At 32.1% G+C, this 15377-nt stretch carries 11 protein-coding genes; 3 read left to right on the top strand and 8 right to left on the bottom strand.

Annotation, left to right across the window (positions count from 1 at the left end):
- Positions 1 to 689 precede the first annotated feature (689 nt).
- The 8 genes from R6X41_RS05565 to R6X41_RS05530 form a co-directional block, all read right to left on the bottom strand.
- Positions 690 to 1442 (bottom strand): LytR/AlgR family response regulator transcription factor, encoded by a 753-nt coding sequence (locus tag R6X41_RS05565; RefSeq protein WP_318498221.1) that lies wholly within the window; start codon positions 1440 to 1442, stop codon positions 690 to 692.
- Positions 1443 to 1481: 39 nt separating this feature from the next.
- The gene (locus tag R6X41_RS05560) at positions 1482 to 2828 is read right to left on the bottom strand and encodes a sensor histidine kinase (RefSeq protein ID WP_318498220.1); all 1347 of its coding nucleotides are present in this window, start codon (positions 2826 to 2828) and stop codon (positions 1482 to 1484) included.
- Positions 2829 to 2940: 112 nt separating this feature from the next.
- On the bottom strand, positions 2941 to 3639 hold the full coding sequence (locus R6X41_RS05555) for a DUF5041 domain-containing protein (protein ID WP_318498218.1): 699 nt from the start codon (positions 3637 to 3639) through the stop codon (positions 2941 to 2943).
- Positions 3640 to 3732: 93 nt separating this feature from the next.
- Positions 3733 to 4860, bottom strand: coding sequence for a hypothetical protein (locus R6X41_RS05550; protein WP_318498216.1), 1128 nt, complete (start codon positions 4858 to 4860; stop codon positions 3733 to 3735).
- Between the two features lie 426 nt (positions 4861 to 5286).
- Positions 5287 to 6435: an alpha-hydroxy acid oxidase gene (locus R6X41_RS05545; RefSeq protein ID WP_318498214.1), complete on the bottom strand. Its 1149-nt coding sequence runs from the start codon at positions 6433 to 6435 to the stop codon at positions 5287 to 5289.
- A 277-nt stretch (positions 6436 to 6712) separates the two neighbouring features.
- The gene (gene fucP / locus R6X41_RS05540) at positions 6713 to 8014 is read right to left on the bottom strand and encodes an L-fucose:H+ symporter permease (RefSeq protein WP_318498213.1); all 1302 of its coding nucleotides are present in this window, start codon (positions 8012 to 8014) and stop codon (positions 6713 to 6715) included.
- Between the two features lie 107 nt (positions 8015 to 8121).
- The gene (aldA, locus tag R6X41_RS05535) at positions 8122 to 9561 is read right to left on the bottom strand and encodes an aldehyde dehydrogenase (RefSeq protein ID WP_318498211.1); all 1440 of its coding nucleotides are present in this window, start codon (positions 9559 to 9561) and stop codon (positions 8122 to 8124) included.
- 509 nt (positions 9562 to 10070) lie between these two features.
- Positions 10071 to 10970 carry an AraC family transcriptional regulator gene (locus R6X41_RS05530; RefSeq protein WP_318498209.1) on the bottom strand — a complete coding sequence of 300 codons (900 nt, stop codon included), beginning with the start codon at positions 10968 to 10970 and terminating at the stop codon, positions 10071 to 10073.
- A 101-nt stretch (positions 10971 to 11071) separates the two neighbouring features.
- On the opposite strand from R6X41_RS05530, the gene rhaD reads away from it, so the two are divergent.
- The 3 genes from rhaD (at position 11072) to R6X41_RS05515 (ending at position 15242) form a co-directional block, all read left to right on the top strand.
- Positions 11072 to 11866 (top strand): rhamnulose-1-phosphate aldolase, encoded by a 795-nt coding sequence (gene rhaD, locus R6X41_RS05525; RefSeq protein ID WP_318498207.1) that lies wholly within the window; start codon positions 11072 to 11074, stop codon positions 11864 to 11866.
- An 18-nt stretch (positions 11867 to 11884) separates the two neighbouring features.
- On the top strand, positions 11885 to 13672 hold the full coding sequence (locus R6X41_RS05520) for an L-fucose isomerase (RefSeq protein WP_318498205.1): 1788 nt from the start codon (positions 11885 to 11887) through the stop codon (positions 13670 to 13672).
- A 256-nt stretch (positions 13673 to 13928) separates the two neighbouring features.
- Positions 13929 to 15242 carry an FGGY family carbohydrate kinase gene (locus R6X41_RS05515; RefSeq protein WP_318498203.1) on the top strand — a complete coding sequence of 438 codons (1314 nt, stop codon included), beginning with the start codon at positions 13929 to 13931 and terminating at the stop codon, positions 15240 to 15242.
- Positions 15243 to 15377 lie beyond the last annotated feature (135 nt).

Below are 15377 nucleotides of genomic sequence, written 5' to 3'. Positions count from 1 at the left end.
TACGGGACGTTATATTTAGAGTTTTTTAATGATTTAAAATTAAATTTGATTGTCCGTAATAAGTCATAAAACGCTCGTTACCCTGAACTCGTTTCAGGGTCTCAGTTCTAATTTGCTGACAAACATATAATAATGAGATGCTGAAATCGAAGATTCAACGGAGTTAATCTAGTTCAGCAAGACAGTTAAATTTAACTATGACTAAAAACGGATATTCAGAAAATTAAATTAAAACGTTTACTAAGCCAATCGTGTCCTAAAAATTATTAAATGTTCATTTTTTTCATTGATAAAAAAACGAACCAAAAAAATCTAGGCTTACGAACTTTTATCTAAATTTTTCGTTCACTATCTAAATTTAAAGAACTCGCGACTAAAAATCAATAATATAAATACTTTCGTTTAGCTCAAACAGCTTTAAATTTTACGATACTTTCTCTTCAAATTTTACGATAAATTTTCGATAGGCCAGCCAAAAAAACAAAATTCAACTTATATAGAAAAAGGACTTCTCACAGCACAAGGAACTCCATAAAGTCAATAACGGTACAACTTTAAAGAAATAGAGACTAATCGTTTTGGACGCTATTGTTGCTAAGCCTCATTATTTTAATAAAATAGCGCAGCTTATTGCTTTTAATTCAAAATGGTATTTGCTAACTCTAAATCGATAAACCATGTTTTGAGGTCTATCTTAAAGAGGCTAACATATTTAAAGTTTGCTCCTTCTTATGCTTAGAAACACTTACTATACTACCATCATTCATTAAAATATAACCACCATCTTTTTTTACATAAGATTTCACGTGTATGCTATTAATTAAATGCGATTGGTGTGTTCTAATAAACTGATGTGAAGCCAACAAATCATCCCATTCTTTTAATGTGCGAGAAACGAGAATGGAAGTGCCATCGGTAAGAAAAAAAAGCGTGTAATTGTTCTCGCTTTTACATCTTATAATATCATTTATAGTTACAAAATAGAGTTCTTCAGCTGTTGGTAAGGCGATTTTTTGAGGTTGGTTTATATTTTTTAAATTTTGAACCAATAATTTTAATTTCTGATTTTCCTTCTTTTCTGAAACGATTTCAGAAACCTTAGACACTGCTTCTTTCAATTCCGAAATGGCTATGGGTTTTAGTAAATAGTCCAAAGCACAAGATTTTACAGCTTTAAGCGCATATTTATTATAGGCCGTAACAAAAATAACTTCAAAAGTTACGTTACCCAGAGCTTCCAACATATCGAAACCGTTTTTATTGGGCATTTCAATATCTAAAAAAACTAAATCTGGTTGTACTTTCGAGATGAGTTTCAGACCATCGTCAGCAGAGTTTGCCATCCCTACAACCTCTACATTTGGGCAGTTCTTTTCTAATAACCCTTTAAGGTTCTCTAGATTGTGAGTTTCATCATCAATTAGGATACTTCTAATTATCATGTGGTTTGCTTTTTGTGGGCGATTAGAATTTATAGATTTTTAATATTTTAAGGGCATATAAATTTCTACCTGAGTCCCTGTGTGTTCTGAATTGTGTTTTGAAAGATCTGTAATTGTGATTTTAGCATCTGTATTATAGCTCTCGTTAATTAAATCGATTCGATCTTTTGCTAATTTAACGCCATACTTTTCGCGCTTAAAATGTTTGTCTTTTTTTGCTTGGGCAGTTTCAATCCCGATCCCATTATCTCTAATGACACATACTAAATTGTCATGTTCCAACTTAAAAACGAGACTTAATTTTTTTTCTCCTACTTTTTCAATTAAACCATGCAGTATGGCATTCTCTACAAAGGGTTGAATGAGCATGGCTGGAATTTCGGTTTGTTGTAAATCAAGATTTGGGTCTATGTTTAATTCGTAATTAAAATGAAAACGCAATTTTTCTAATTCAAGATACTTTTTTATAGATTCTATTTCGTCTTGTAAAGGCACCAATCCCGCTTCACTTTTATCTAAGGTTAAGCGCAAGAGTTGAGAAAATTCGGTTAAATAATGATTTGCTTGATCATTATCACCTTTGTTTATAAGGTTTTGGATCGCACTTAAGGCATTAAATATAAAATGAGGATTCATCTGAGAACGAATACTCTTTAGTTGCATTTCTGTAAACTTACGCTTGTTAACTTCTCTCTTTTTTGTCAAGGCTATTTTCCATTTAAAAAGCGAATACCCAAGAATTATAAATGCAAGAGTTATGAAAGCAATAAACGCAAAAAGATACTTTTGAAAGAAAGACTCCTTTTTTAAAACAATGGGTTCGGGAAAATTTATATTTATAAACGGGCTGTTATCGTTTATATAGTTAAAGGCAAAATAATACTCGCTATCATAATATAATACAAAATAATACTCTGCATTATTTACTGAAATGGCGTAATCTAGTTTATATGACGTATCAGCGAATAAAATGTCGTTTTCTTGTATTTCTAATTTAGAATTGGGGGCATACCAATTACCGATAAAAGATATTGGTAATGTAGTTGTACTGGGAGATAAAGCTTTAGTTAGCTTTGTTATTTTATAGCCTTCATCTAAAATAATGCTGGAGGAATCTATTTTTGTTAAACTAATATATTTTATGTCAAAATTATAAGTACATGTGAAATTTAAAACATTGTTTTCTTTAACAATCTGATTATAATAAAATAGGTCTTTGTTTATTACAAGGTAATCTTGAGAGACGATCAGTACCACTTCATTTTTGTTGTTGACCCAACTTCCAAAAGTGTTTTCCGGAAGCTCAGATGGCAATATACTTATCCCTTGCGCTGTTGCTATTAAAGGAAAAAGGAGTAAAAATAAAATGAGTTTTGTTAATTTCAATTAATTATAAATTTAGACTTAATTTTTATCGTTTGTGTCGTAAATACGTACCACAGTTGGGTGTAGTTAAAATTAACGATTTTTATGATGTGGATGCTAAAGTGTTGCCATTTTAGTCACTTACTACATACGAAATCTTGACATAATTTGGTGAATAATTTAAGAGTTCGTTAGTTCCTTCTTCATTTTCTTTTAAGTAATTCACACCACAAAATCTGCTGATTCCAAATGTTTCATCTCTCCAGGATGATGCATATATTAATAATGGGATTTTTTTGTTTAGTGCCCATTTCGTGTCCACATATTTTCTCCAATTCAGATAATTTTCTTTTTTGGTATGCTTCATTTCTAAAATAGTAGACATTGAAACGGAATAGGTTTTTATAGATAATTTACTTTTATTTTCCTCAGGAATATCTTCAGTAATTACTGTTATTTGGTCTATGTAGTCGTAAAAAGGTGTTTCAGATTCAAAATGTGTATAGGTGTTGCTTGTATTTAGTATGGTGTCGGAGGAAATCATTTTACCATCTAAAAATTCGTCTGCAATGACATATAATTTATAAGATTTAACAAATTCACCTAGTTTGAATTTGTTAATTTGTATGCCTTTAAACTCTAAGATTTCTATTAAATCGATTAACTCAATGTTTTTGGCTTTTTCAGGATCATGTTCTTTCTCAATCTGAGGTCTGCTGTCTAATTTATATTCATTTTGACTTTTTGATGTGGTAAATGTGAATCCCTTTTGTGCAGCCAGATTCATAGAAGTTAAGAGGATTAAGGTCAGAACTAATAAAAATATTTTCATAAATTTTGGTTTTAAGAGGTCTTGAATATGAAACTAAAGTCAGGAACTAAAGTGCTCTTTTCCGGTTGCCTTTTTAGTTAGATTTAAGTGTAATTATATTTTTTTATATCTGGCATCTGTAAATCCTCTGGGTTGTAAAATATATTCGCCATCAGTTTTACGGACACTGTATAAATTATAATTCCCTTCGTGATATAATACAAACCATATAACATTTCCAGATTCCGATTCTACCACTTGGTCAATTCGACTCTTAACAACATCGTGAACACCTAATTCGCCATGGTCGTTATTATAAAAATAATCATCGGTTACTTTAATTTCCTTTTTATTTTGCCAATGCAACCAATCTCCTTTAATAAATTTCGGAACACTGTTCGTACTTGGTTTTCTTTTTAAAGTAATTAAACGATCTGTTCTAATAGTCATACTTTCAGAATCAATATTTAAAACTTCGAATGACTTCATAGTACTGATGATATTAAATTTATTATCTCCTATTTGTTGAATATCTCGATAATACTGAACTCTATAATCGGAGACCAAATAATCTGGAGTCGAAATTAAAATCAAGGTACCGTATTTATCATACCAATTCCCGAAAAACGATTCGGGTAAATCTGTAGGAAGTAAGCTATTATTTCCTCCTAGTTTATACATATTAAAAACAAATGTAGTATCTGGCTGGTTGGGATTTTGGATACCTGATTCAATTTTCCAACCATTAACAGTCTTAGGGGTTGCAGGATATCCTGTAACTATAGAATAATTAGAAATCTTTTTAGAATTCCCTATAAAATGAACACCGTCCTTAGAAAGATCTAGTTTATAAATAAACCAATTGCCACCTTTGTTCGATTCTCCATAATTAATTTTGGTTGTAGTTTTCTCTAAAGGAGGGAAGTACAATTTAAATCTTATTTCATCAGAATCTTTTATGTAATTTTTTCCTGTTAATGAAATGCCGTCAGTTTTGGTGATAAATAGTCGTTTTGATTTACCTGAAGCATCTTCTATATAGGTTTCCTTAGGAATAGCTATCCAACTACCGACAGGAGATTTTATAAGAACATGAAGTATAGTTTCAGTATCGGTAAGTTCTACTTGGGTTATATTTCCATTAATATTACTAGAAATATAATCTGGATTATTTATAATTTTCTGTGCATTTATAGTGACAGAACATAGTAAAATAAATAAAAGTAAAAGTTGATTTTTCATGAGTCTAAAAGTTTAAAGTAAATATACTTTAGAACTTTTGTTAGTTATTGGCTCAATTAGAATTCGACCATATAAAATGAGTATTGGCACTTATTTAGCTAGAAATCAATTTTGCGGATTTAGAGATGTACTTCGCTTGATTCTAAATTTTTCATAATATACATTACCTATTGATATAATATTAAAATTGCGAGTTACTAATTCAATATGCTATAAAAAAGAAGTTCAATTATGCGGCTGTTGGTTCGTGTTTTAAGGTGAAAACAATTTTAACGACCTTACTGTTTCAAGGAAATAGTATTTTCTATTTGCTGAAAGACATTTAGAAGGAGAGGATTATAATACATTTTAGATAAAAACTTATGTCTTCTAAAATCAAAAAGAAACCCAAGAAAAATAATAATTTCTTGGGTTTTTTAATATCTGTTATTTTATTAAATGCTTTGGTAAATCTTGTACTTTTTCACAACAAATTTGTTCCATAACTTGCTGAAATTCTCGTTTCATTAAGGAAATCGTGTGATTTCCTCCATCTTTTCCTAGTGCACCAACACCATACATAAAACTACGTCCCATAAATGTGAATTCTGCACCATTTGCCATAGATCTAGCTATGTCTGGTCCACCACGTAAACCAGAATCTACCATGATTTTTATTTCGTTCTTAAACTTTTTTGCTAAATGTGTCATGGGAACAATAGAAGATTGCCCAGCATCCAATTGTCTTCCGCCATGATTGGATACAATTAAACCATCAACACCCAAATTAATGGCTTTTTGAGCATCCATTTCATTAACAATTCCTTTTATTACTAATTTACCTTTCCACTGGTCTCTAATTGAAGCGATTCTATCTTCATTTAATCGCCCAGAGAAAGTTATATCCATGAATTCACCTAACTTTTTTAAATTTAAACCTTTAGGCATATATTTTTCCATCGTTTTAAATGCAGGTTGACCATGAATTAAAGTTTGAATTGCCCAATCTGGTTTTTTAAAAACTTCAATAATATTTTTTATACTCATAGATGGTGGCATTGCTAAACCATTTCGAACATCTCTTGGTCTGTATCCAAAAGTAGGGACATCTGCTAATATTACTAAAACATCTGTTCCTGCATGAGCAGCTCTATCTAATAAATCTCTTTTAACCGTTTCTTCTGCTGGGTGATATAATTGAAACCAAGATTTTCCTTCTGTTAATTCTGCTATACGTTCAATACTAGAGGTAGTCACTGTACTTAATATAAAAGGAACATTGTGGTCAAACGCAGCTTTAGCTAAAATTTCTGGAGAGTTTGGCCACATTAAACCTTGAAGACCAACTGGCGCTATTCCAAAAGGCGCATCGTAAGTATGCCCAAACAATTCTGTTTTTAAATCAGATTTATCAAATTTTGATAAATATTGAGGCATTAATTCTATTTTCTGAATGTCGGAACGATTTTTATCTAAATTAATATCTTCGTTGCATCCTCCATCTAAATATTCAAAAGCAAATTTTGGCATCTTAACCATCGCTCTTTTTCTTAAATCTGTAACGGAAGGATATTTAGGATTAATTTTTATTTCCATGCTATTATTCTATACTTTTAATTGATGTATTTTTATCAAAACCTGTTTTTGTCCTTTTTAAGAATAAGGATGTGCTAGTTGACATTTATTGCTTAAAGATTTAATTTGTAATGATTTATATTTTTCATAATCTGATTATGAATGCAACTCTAAAAACACGTTTTTATCTGCTTCTGTATTCATAAATAAACGATTCTTTCATAATATCTGTTCATTACTTGAGTGTCAGATCCTAAAATGTTTTCCTGAATTTATGGACAAACAGTATATTCTATAATTAATCTTTATAAATTTTTAATGTTCTATAACCATAAACTGCAATGAAACAAAAACATATAAATGGTAGAATAAAAGAGAAATTCACACCTGTAAAAGGGCCTATCTTATCAATATCTATTAAAGTTCCTTGTAATATAGGCATTAATGCCCCACCAACAATGGCCATAACAAGTCCGGCAGCACCCAATGCAGTGTCGTCTTCTTCTAGCCCATTTAATGCTATACCGTAAATAGTAGGGAACATTAAGGACATAAATGCAGAGGTTGCAACTAATAAATAAAGTCCAATCATACCTTCAATTAAAATAACACCAGAGATGGTTACCATTGCACAAAGTGCGAAAATCATTAGTAATTTTCTTGAATTTATGTATTTCATTAAAAAGGTACTTATAAAACGACTGACCAAGAAAATAGTCATGGCAATAATGTTATAATTTTGTGCTTCTGCTTTAGGTATTCCTAAGTTTCCTGCATATTGAATTATAAATGTCCAACACATAATTTGTGCAGCTACATAGAATAATTGCGCCAAAACACCTTCTTTATATTTTCCGTTTTTAAACAGTCTTTGAAAGGATGACTTAGCACTGGTATGTTTTGCGTTCTTTTTAGTATTTGGCATTTTTGTTACCGAAATAAGAATAAGCATGGCAATGACTACAAATCCAAGAATAACGTAAGGATCTCTAATTATTGATAAATCGTGGGTTCTTATTATAGCTTTTTGTGCTTCACCTAAAGTGGTAAAAATTAATTCGCCTGCTTCGTTTCTTTTATCAGAATCTAAAGCTACAAGTATAAATTTGGAGGCTACAAACATCCCGAAAAGTGACCCTATAGGATTAAATGCTTGTGCTAAATTTAAACGTTGTGTTGCTGTACGTTCATCTCCCATTGATAAAATAAATGGGTTGGCGGTTGTTTCTAAAAATGCCAATCCAAACGTTAATATATATAAAGAACCAAGAAAGAAACCAAATACTTCATATTCTGCAGCTGGGTAAAATAATAAAGCACCTATAGCGTATAATGTTAAACCTAAAAGTATACCTGATTTGTAACTGTATTTTCTAACAAATAGAGCTGCAGGTATTGCCATAGTTGCATATCCACCGTAAAAAGCTAATTGCACTAAAGCCGCTTTTGCTGTAGAAATCTCCATAACTGTTGCAAATGCTGCAACCATAGGATTAGTAATATCATTTGCAAAACCCCAAAGCGAAAATAAAGAGGTGATAATTATAAAAGGTATTAATACCTCTTTAGAAACTACAGGGATTTTTTCTTGGGTGTTCATGATTGTTATTTGGTTAGTTTGTTTAAAAAGTAAACACTATTCTAGTAAAGATATTTATATCTCAAAATAGATGAATAGTGTTTACTAGTTTATCTTTCGATTATTAATTATCTGTATTGTGCGTAAATCACTTTAGTTTGAAGGTATTCTTCCATACCATGTTTCCCGTCTGCTCCACCAATTCCAGATTTTTTCCAACCGGCGTGGAATCCTTGAATAGCTTCAAAGTGCTCTCTGTTAATATAGGTTTCTCCATATTGTAATTCTTCTGCTGCATGCATTACTTTGTTAAAATTTTCCGAGAAGATAGAAGAGGTTAATCCAAATTCACAGTCATTCGCTAAAGCAATTGCTTCGTCAAGCGTACTAAATTTCATTACTGGTAAAACAGGACCAAATACTTCTTCTTGAATAATTTGCATCTCTTGTCTTATATTAGTCAATAACGTTGGTTGGTAAAAATAACCTTTATCAAATCCTGGAGTTCTCGTACCACCAACTACAACTTCTGCACCTTCTTTTTTAGCATATTCTACCATTTCAGAAACTTTATCAAATTGAGCTTTAGAAACCAAAGCACTCATATCTGGATTGTTTTTAGAAAACGCATCTTCTACGGTAAGTGTTTTCATTTTTTTAGCAACCATATCCAAAAATTGGTCATGAATAGATTCTTCTACATAAAGACGTTCTGCACAGTTACATACTTGTCCGCTAAACGTAACTCTTGAAGTCACCACAGCGTTTACGGCTAATTCTAAATTCGCATCAGCGCAAACAATTGCAGGCGCTTTACCACCTAATTCTAAGGATACTTTTGTAATGTTTTTAGCAGCTGCTTCCATTACCATTTGTCCAGCACCAACACTACCTGTTAAGCTAATAATACCTGTGATTGGGCTTGATGAAAGTGCATTACCTACAATACTACCTTTACCACAAACATAATTTAAAACACCAGCAGGAATTTTTATTTTTTCGATTAATTTAGCAAATGCCATAACCGTATTAGGTGCGATAGAACTTGGATTAATTACACAAGTGTTACCTGTAATTAAAGAACCTGCAACTTTTCTTGCCATTACAAAGAATGGGAAATTCCAAGGTAAAATTCCAACCGCTACTCCAATTGGTGCTTTATGTAAAAAGATATGCTCTTTACTACGATCACTTTGTATAATTTCACCTTCAATTCGTCTCGCGAAACCTGCATAGTAATCAAAGTAATCAGCAGTGACATCAATTTCTACTTGTGCTAATCCCATAACCTTAGCTTGTTCTCTAGCAAGCGTTTCTGCTAAAAACACGCGGTTATCACGAATAACATTCGCCATTTTGTTTAAATATCCAGCTCTTTCAATCGCAGGAAGAGATTTCCAAGCATGCTGAGAAGCTTTAGCAGCGTCTAATGCTAATTCGGCATCTTTTACACTTCCAATAGGCATCAAAGAGATAACCTCTTCTGTACAAGGATTTAAAATTTCTATAACATCTGTTGATGTTGATTTGATGAATTTTCCGTTTATAAACTGTTCAAATGGTTTCATATTGTCTTTTAATTTTAAGCGTTATTGTATAATTTTAACTTAATTGTATTCATTCTTATTGTCTATGCAGAGCGTAAACTTTGGTTTAAAGAAAAAATATGATTTTGTGATTTTCAAACTTAAAGATATGTGTTTCAAAAATTTTATCCATTACCTTCAATTTTATGTGTAATTTAAACATTTTCGATTTGAAACATGATGGCTTTTATGTGTTTTATTGTAAAATTAGACTTTTAATGCGTTGCTTTTTAGGAATTTGATGTGTTTGGTTTTTAAGGATGAATAGCTGTTGTGTTTTTTGGTAAATATTAGATTTCTAACATGTACTTAAAACATTTCAACTTAGACATGTTTTGAAGTGTTTAGCTCAAGTATCAATTTTAGTCTGATTTTGAAAGAACGATGTCAAATTTTAAATTCAGACAAGTCGTTGCTGCTCTAAAGGAATTTTAGAACTCAAGTGGCATAACGTCTTATGGAATTTAATTATATTATTAAGATCTACCTAATTAGGTGTATTTTCCAGATTTATATACTGCAGGTGTTAATCCTGTAACAGATTTAAAAATTCTTGAAAAGTGGTATCTATCCGAGAATCCTAAATTGTAAGCAACGTCTTCTATAGATTTATTCGTGTGATCAAAGAATTCGCAGGCTTTCGCAATTTTTCTATTTTGTATAAAATTGTGAAGTGTAATATGCATTTCTTCTTTAAATAAACGGGCAAAAGAGTTTGGAGCCATATTTATTAAAGCAGACATTTCTGTATTTTTTAATTTTTTTTCGATGTTAGCTTCAACATAACGTATCACTTTTAAAACGCGTTCATCAATAATGGTTGTTTTCCATAACTCAGGTCCAATATTGGTTAGTGCTTCTTTAATAAAAGCTTGAAGCTTTAAATTAAAGGTAAGTTTGAAGTCTTTGTTTTCAACTTTTAACCGTTCCGTTAAATACTCTAAACGCTCCTTTAAATAGTCGGTCATTTCAATTTTTAAAATCCCTGGATATACACTATCAAAAGGCACTCCTAAATTAAAGTGGACAAAAAAATGGATTAAATAATTTTCTTGGTAATCTTTTTCCTTTATATTTTCGGAGAATTGCTTTCCAGAAACATGTATTCCCGTGTTATGTCTGTGGTTTTTTTTGAATTGTGAAGAGAAGGATGTAAATGGTGGAATAATATAAATATAATTAGGATCCATCTCATAAATCGTGTCTTGGTGGATTAATTGTCCGCCTGCATTTTTATTCCAATACAATCTCCAGAAAGGGAAAACCATATCATGACAATCCCATAAATTTAATAGCCAATATCTGCAACACATCAACCTTAGTTTAAGGTCAATAAAATTTTGCTTATTAGAGGATGGGTCTCCTAGTTCAATGTTTTTTACAAACTTCATAATTCAATAATGTTTGAATTAGATACGAAAATACAGATTTTGAATATTTATTTGCAGCTATAGGGTAACTATTTTTGTAGTATAAACATTATTTAAATACTATGAAAACTTTAAAACTTCCAATAGAAGTAGATGCTGAATTAAAAAAAGTATCTACAGTAGCAGGCTACTTATGGCAACGAGAATGGGCAGAACGAAATGCAGGTAATATTTCTATGAATTTAACTTCTTTTTTTGCTAAAGAAGATATTCAAGGTATAGGAGAAGAAGTGCCTTTCGATTTTCCAAAAGAAGCAGGAGGGTTTGTTTTGTACATTACAGGTACAGGTTGTTACTTAAGAGATTTAGTAGATAAATTAGAAGAAGCGTCTTGTATTCTTTATATTAATGAAGCTGCAACTGCTTATTCTATTATTTGGGGAGGAAACAGACCTAATTTCGGACCGACTTGCGAATTGATTTCTCATGCAAGTATCCATTTGTTTAATTCACAACACCATCCAGAAAACTTAGCGGTAGTGCATACACATCCATTAGAATTGATTTGTATGAGTCACCACGAATTATTTGACAATGAAGAAGAGTTGAATAGACAAATTTGGATGATGTGTCCAGAGGTAAAAGTATTTGTACCAAAAGGAATTCACTGTACACCATATGCGTTATCTAGTACTGCAGCCTTAGCAAAAGTAACTATTGATGCGTTTAAAACAAGAAATGTTTCGCTATGGGAAAAACATGGAGCAACTTCTACTGCACCAGATGTTATGAAGGCTTGGGACTTTTTAGATGTTGCAAATAAAGGTGCGAAAATGTTAATGATGTGTTGGGCTGCAGGATTTAAACCAGCAGGTTTATCTAACGAGCAGTTAACAGAATTAGAACAATTTACATAATATAAAAGCATTATAGAGATGAGTAGATTAATTGGTAGACTACCGAAAGTAGGAATTCGTCCTGTTATTGACGGACGTGAATTAGGTGTTAGAGAATCTTTAGAGGTTCAAACAATGGATATGGCCAAAGCGGCCGCAAAATTAATTGAAGAAACATTACGTTTCCCAAGTGGAGAAAGAGTAGAGTGTGTTATCGCAGATACTACCATTGGAGGTGTTGCAGACGCAGCAGCTTGTGCAGATAAATTTAAAAGAGAAGGTGTAGAGGTGTCTTTAACAGTAACGCCATGTTGGTGTTATGGTACAGAAGTTATGGATACAGACCCATTAACACCTAAAGCAGTTTGGGGATTTAATGGTACAGAAAGACCAGGTGCTGTATATTTAGCAGCAGCTTTAGCAGGATATTCTCAACGCGGATTACCAGCTTTTGGAATCTATGGTAAAGAAGTTCAAGATGGAGGCGATCAATCCATTCCTCAAGATGTATCTGAGAAAATTCTACGTTTTGTAAAAGGAGGTTTAGCAGTAGCTCAAATGAACGGTAAATCGTATTTATCTATAGGATATAGTTCTATGGGTATCGCTGGTTCTATGGTCGATGTAAACTTTTTGCAAGATTATTTAGGAGTAAGAGCAGAGTTTGTAGAATCTGTCGAACTTTTAAGACGTATTGATAACAATATTTTTGACCAAGATGAATACAAGAAAGCATTAGCTTGGACCAAAGAAAACTGTACTGAAGGGAAAGATTACAACACACCTGAAACTCAAAAATCTAATGAAGATAAAGATAAGGACTGGGAAAAAGTTGTAAAAATGACTTTAATCTGTAAAGATTTAATGAACGGAAATCCTAAACTTAAAGAGATGGGATTTGGTGAAGAGTCTAAAGGTAGAAATGCCATTATGGGAGGTTTCCAAGGACAACGCCAGTGGACAGATTATCAGCCAAACGCAGATTATACAGAGTCTATATTAAACTCATCTTTCGACTGGAACGGTATTCGTCAAGCGTATACCTTTGCAACAGAAAACGATTGTTTAAATGCTATATCTATGTTGTTTGGTCACTTATTGACTAATAAAGCTCAGTTATTCTCGGATGTACGTACATACTGGAGTCCAGAATCTGTAGAACGCGTTACAGGTAAGAAATTATCAGGAATTGCAGAACATGGAATTATTCATTTAATTAATTCAGGTTCTACTACGTTAGATGCAACAGCAGAACAAACAGATGCTGAAGGAAATCCAACAATGAAACCGTTCTGGGAAATTACAGAAGATGAAGTTCAAAAATGTTTGGATAACACAAAATGGCCAGCTGCAATTTTCGAATACTTTAGAGGAGGAGGATTCTCTTCTCAGTTCAAAACTAAAGGAACTATGCCTATTACAATGTGTAGATTAAACTTGATAAAAGGAATTGGACCTGTCTTACAAATTGCAGAAGGATGGAGTGTGGAGTTGCCGGAAGATGTACACTATGTATTAGACGAAAGAACAAATCCAACTTGGCCAACAACTTGGTTCGTACCTAGAACTACTGGAAAAGGCGCATTTAAGGATGTGTATACTGTAATGGCAAAATGGGGCGCTAACCACGGTGCAATTTCTCACGGACATATTGGTGCCGATTTAATTTCGTTAGCAGCAATGTTACGTATTCCTGTAAATATGCATAATGTTTCTGAAGACGACGTATTCAGACCAAGTGCATGGTCCGCTTTTGGTGAAAACCTAGAAGGTTCAGATTATAGAGCATGCGAAAACTACGGCCCATTATACGGGTTTAAACACTAATATTTAATTACAAGATTATTCAAACGTGTATTTTGTTTGAACTAATGATTAAATATTAACACCCCTTTTTTATTAAAAAAATGATAAAGATTATCCCTTTAATAGTGTAATAACTATTGGAGGGAAGGCTTTATCTACCTTAAATAGTCCAAATAAAAACATGAAATTAAGCCGTTTTTGAGATAGATATAATGGCTTCATGTTTAGTTAAAAAATCATCCCTAAGGTATCGGGATTAGAACAAAAATTTATACACATGAAACACGTTATAGCCGTTATAGATATAGGAAAAACCAACAAAAAGATATTTTTATTTGACAACCTTTTTCAGGTAGTATCTCAAAATAGTATTCAATTTGAAGAGGTTAAAGATGATGATGGATTTTGTTGTGACGATATAGAGGCTATTGAACGTTGGATAAAGAATGGAATTAAGCAAATACAAGAACAAGGTTTATATCGTATAAAAGCTATAAATTTTTCTACACATGGCGCTTCATTAGTCTATTTAGATAAAGATGGCAAACGGATAACGCCACTTTATAATTATTTAAAACCATTAAATCTTGACGATTATCAGAGTTTTTACGAATCTCAGGGTGGAGTAGAAGAGTTTTCAAGAAAAACTGCATCTCCGGCTTATGGAATGCTTAATACGGGAATTCAGATGTTGTCGCTTAAGCGGAATAAACCCGAAATTTGGGAGCAAGTTTCATCCATCTTACATTACCCACAATATTTAAGTTATCTATTCACAAAAAAAATAACTGCCGATTTTACTTCGGTAGGTGCACATACAGCGACTTGGGATTACGATACTATGCAATATCATAACTGGTTGAAAGATGAGGATATTGAGTTGCCACAACCCTGTAAAGGAACAGAAGCTGTAATTACAGAAATAAATGGAGAGCAAATTGCTGTAGGATCAGGTTTACACGACAGTTCATCTTCAATTATACCATTATTAAAGAAAGAAGACGAGAGCGATTTTATTTTACTTTCTACCGGAACATGGATCATTGCTATGAATCCGTTTAGTAAAGAAACCCTAACACAGCACCAACTTCAGAATAATTGCTTGTGTTTTATGACACCAGAAAAGCAACAAGTAAAATCGTCCATGCAGTTTTTAGGACGCATTCATGAAGTATATATCAAAGCCTTAAGCGACTATTTTAAAGTAGATATAAATACGCATATAGACTTAGTTTTAAATGAAACACTTTGTAATACATTAATAGATCAAGATGCACGTGTGTTTCTATCGGAAGGTATAGATAGCGATTTTGAAGCACATCCAGAGTTGTTGCAAAAGTTTCAGTCTTATGAAACGGCTTATTTTCAATTAATTTATGAAATAAGTAAAAAAGTGATTAAAGCTATTGAATTAATTTCAGACGAAAAAGCGGTGTTAAAAGACGTCTATATTTCAGGAGGATTTAATAGAAACAGAATTTTTATCAAGTTTTTAGAATTGTTGAAACCTAGCATTACCATAAAAATTTCGGATTGCAAAAACGAAAGTGCTTTGGGTGCAGCATTATTAATGAAGGATTATTTAAAATAATAAATTATGTTATAAAGTAGAATAATTTATTTATCACCATTAAGTTTAATCGGACCTGTTGTATTAAAAAATTTAGGAGAAGAGTAAAAGAGCGATCTTATAGTAGGGCACTCTTTGTAACTGATTCATTCAGCA

This window comes from Formosa sejongensis, assembly GCF_033447105.1.
In the GTDB taxonomy this organism is placed as follows: domain Bacteria; phylum Bacteroidota; class Bacteroidia; order Flavobacteriales; family Flavobacteriaceae; genus Formosa.
Note: the sequence above shows the minus strand (reverse complement) of the source record. Positions and strands in the feature narration are given on the sequence as shown.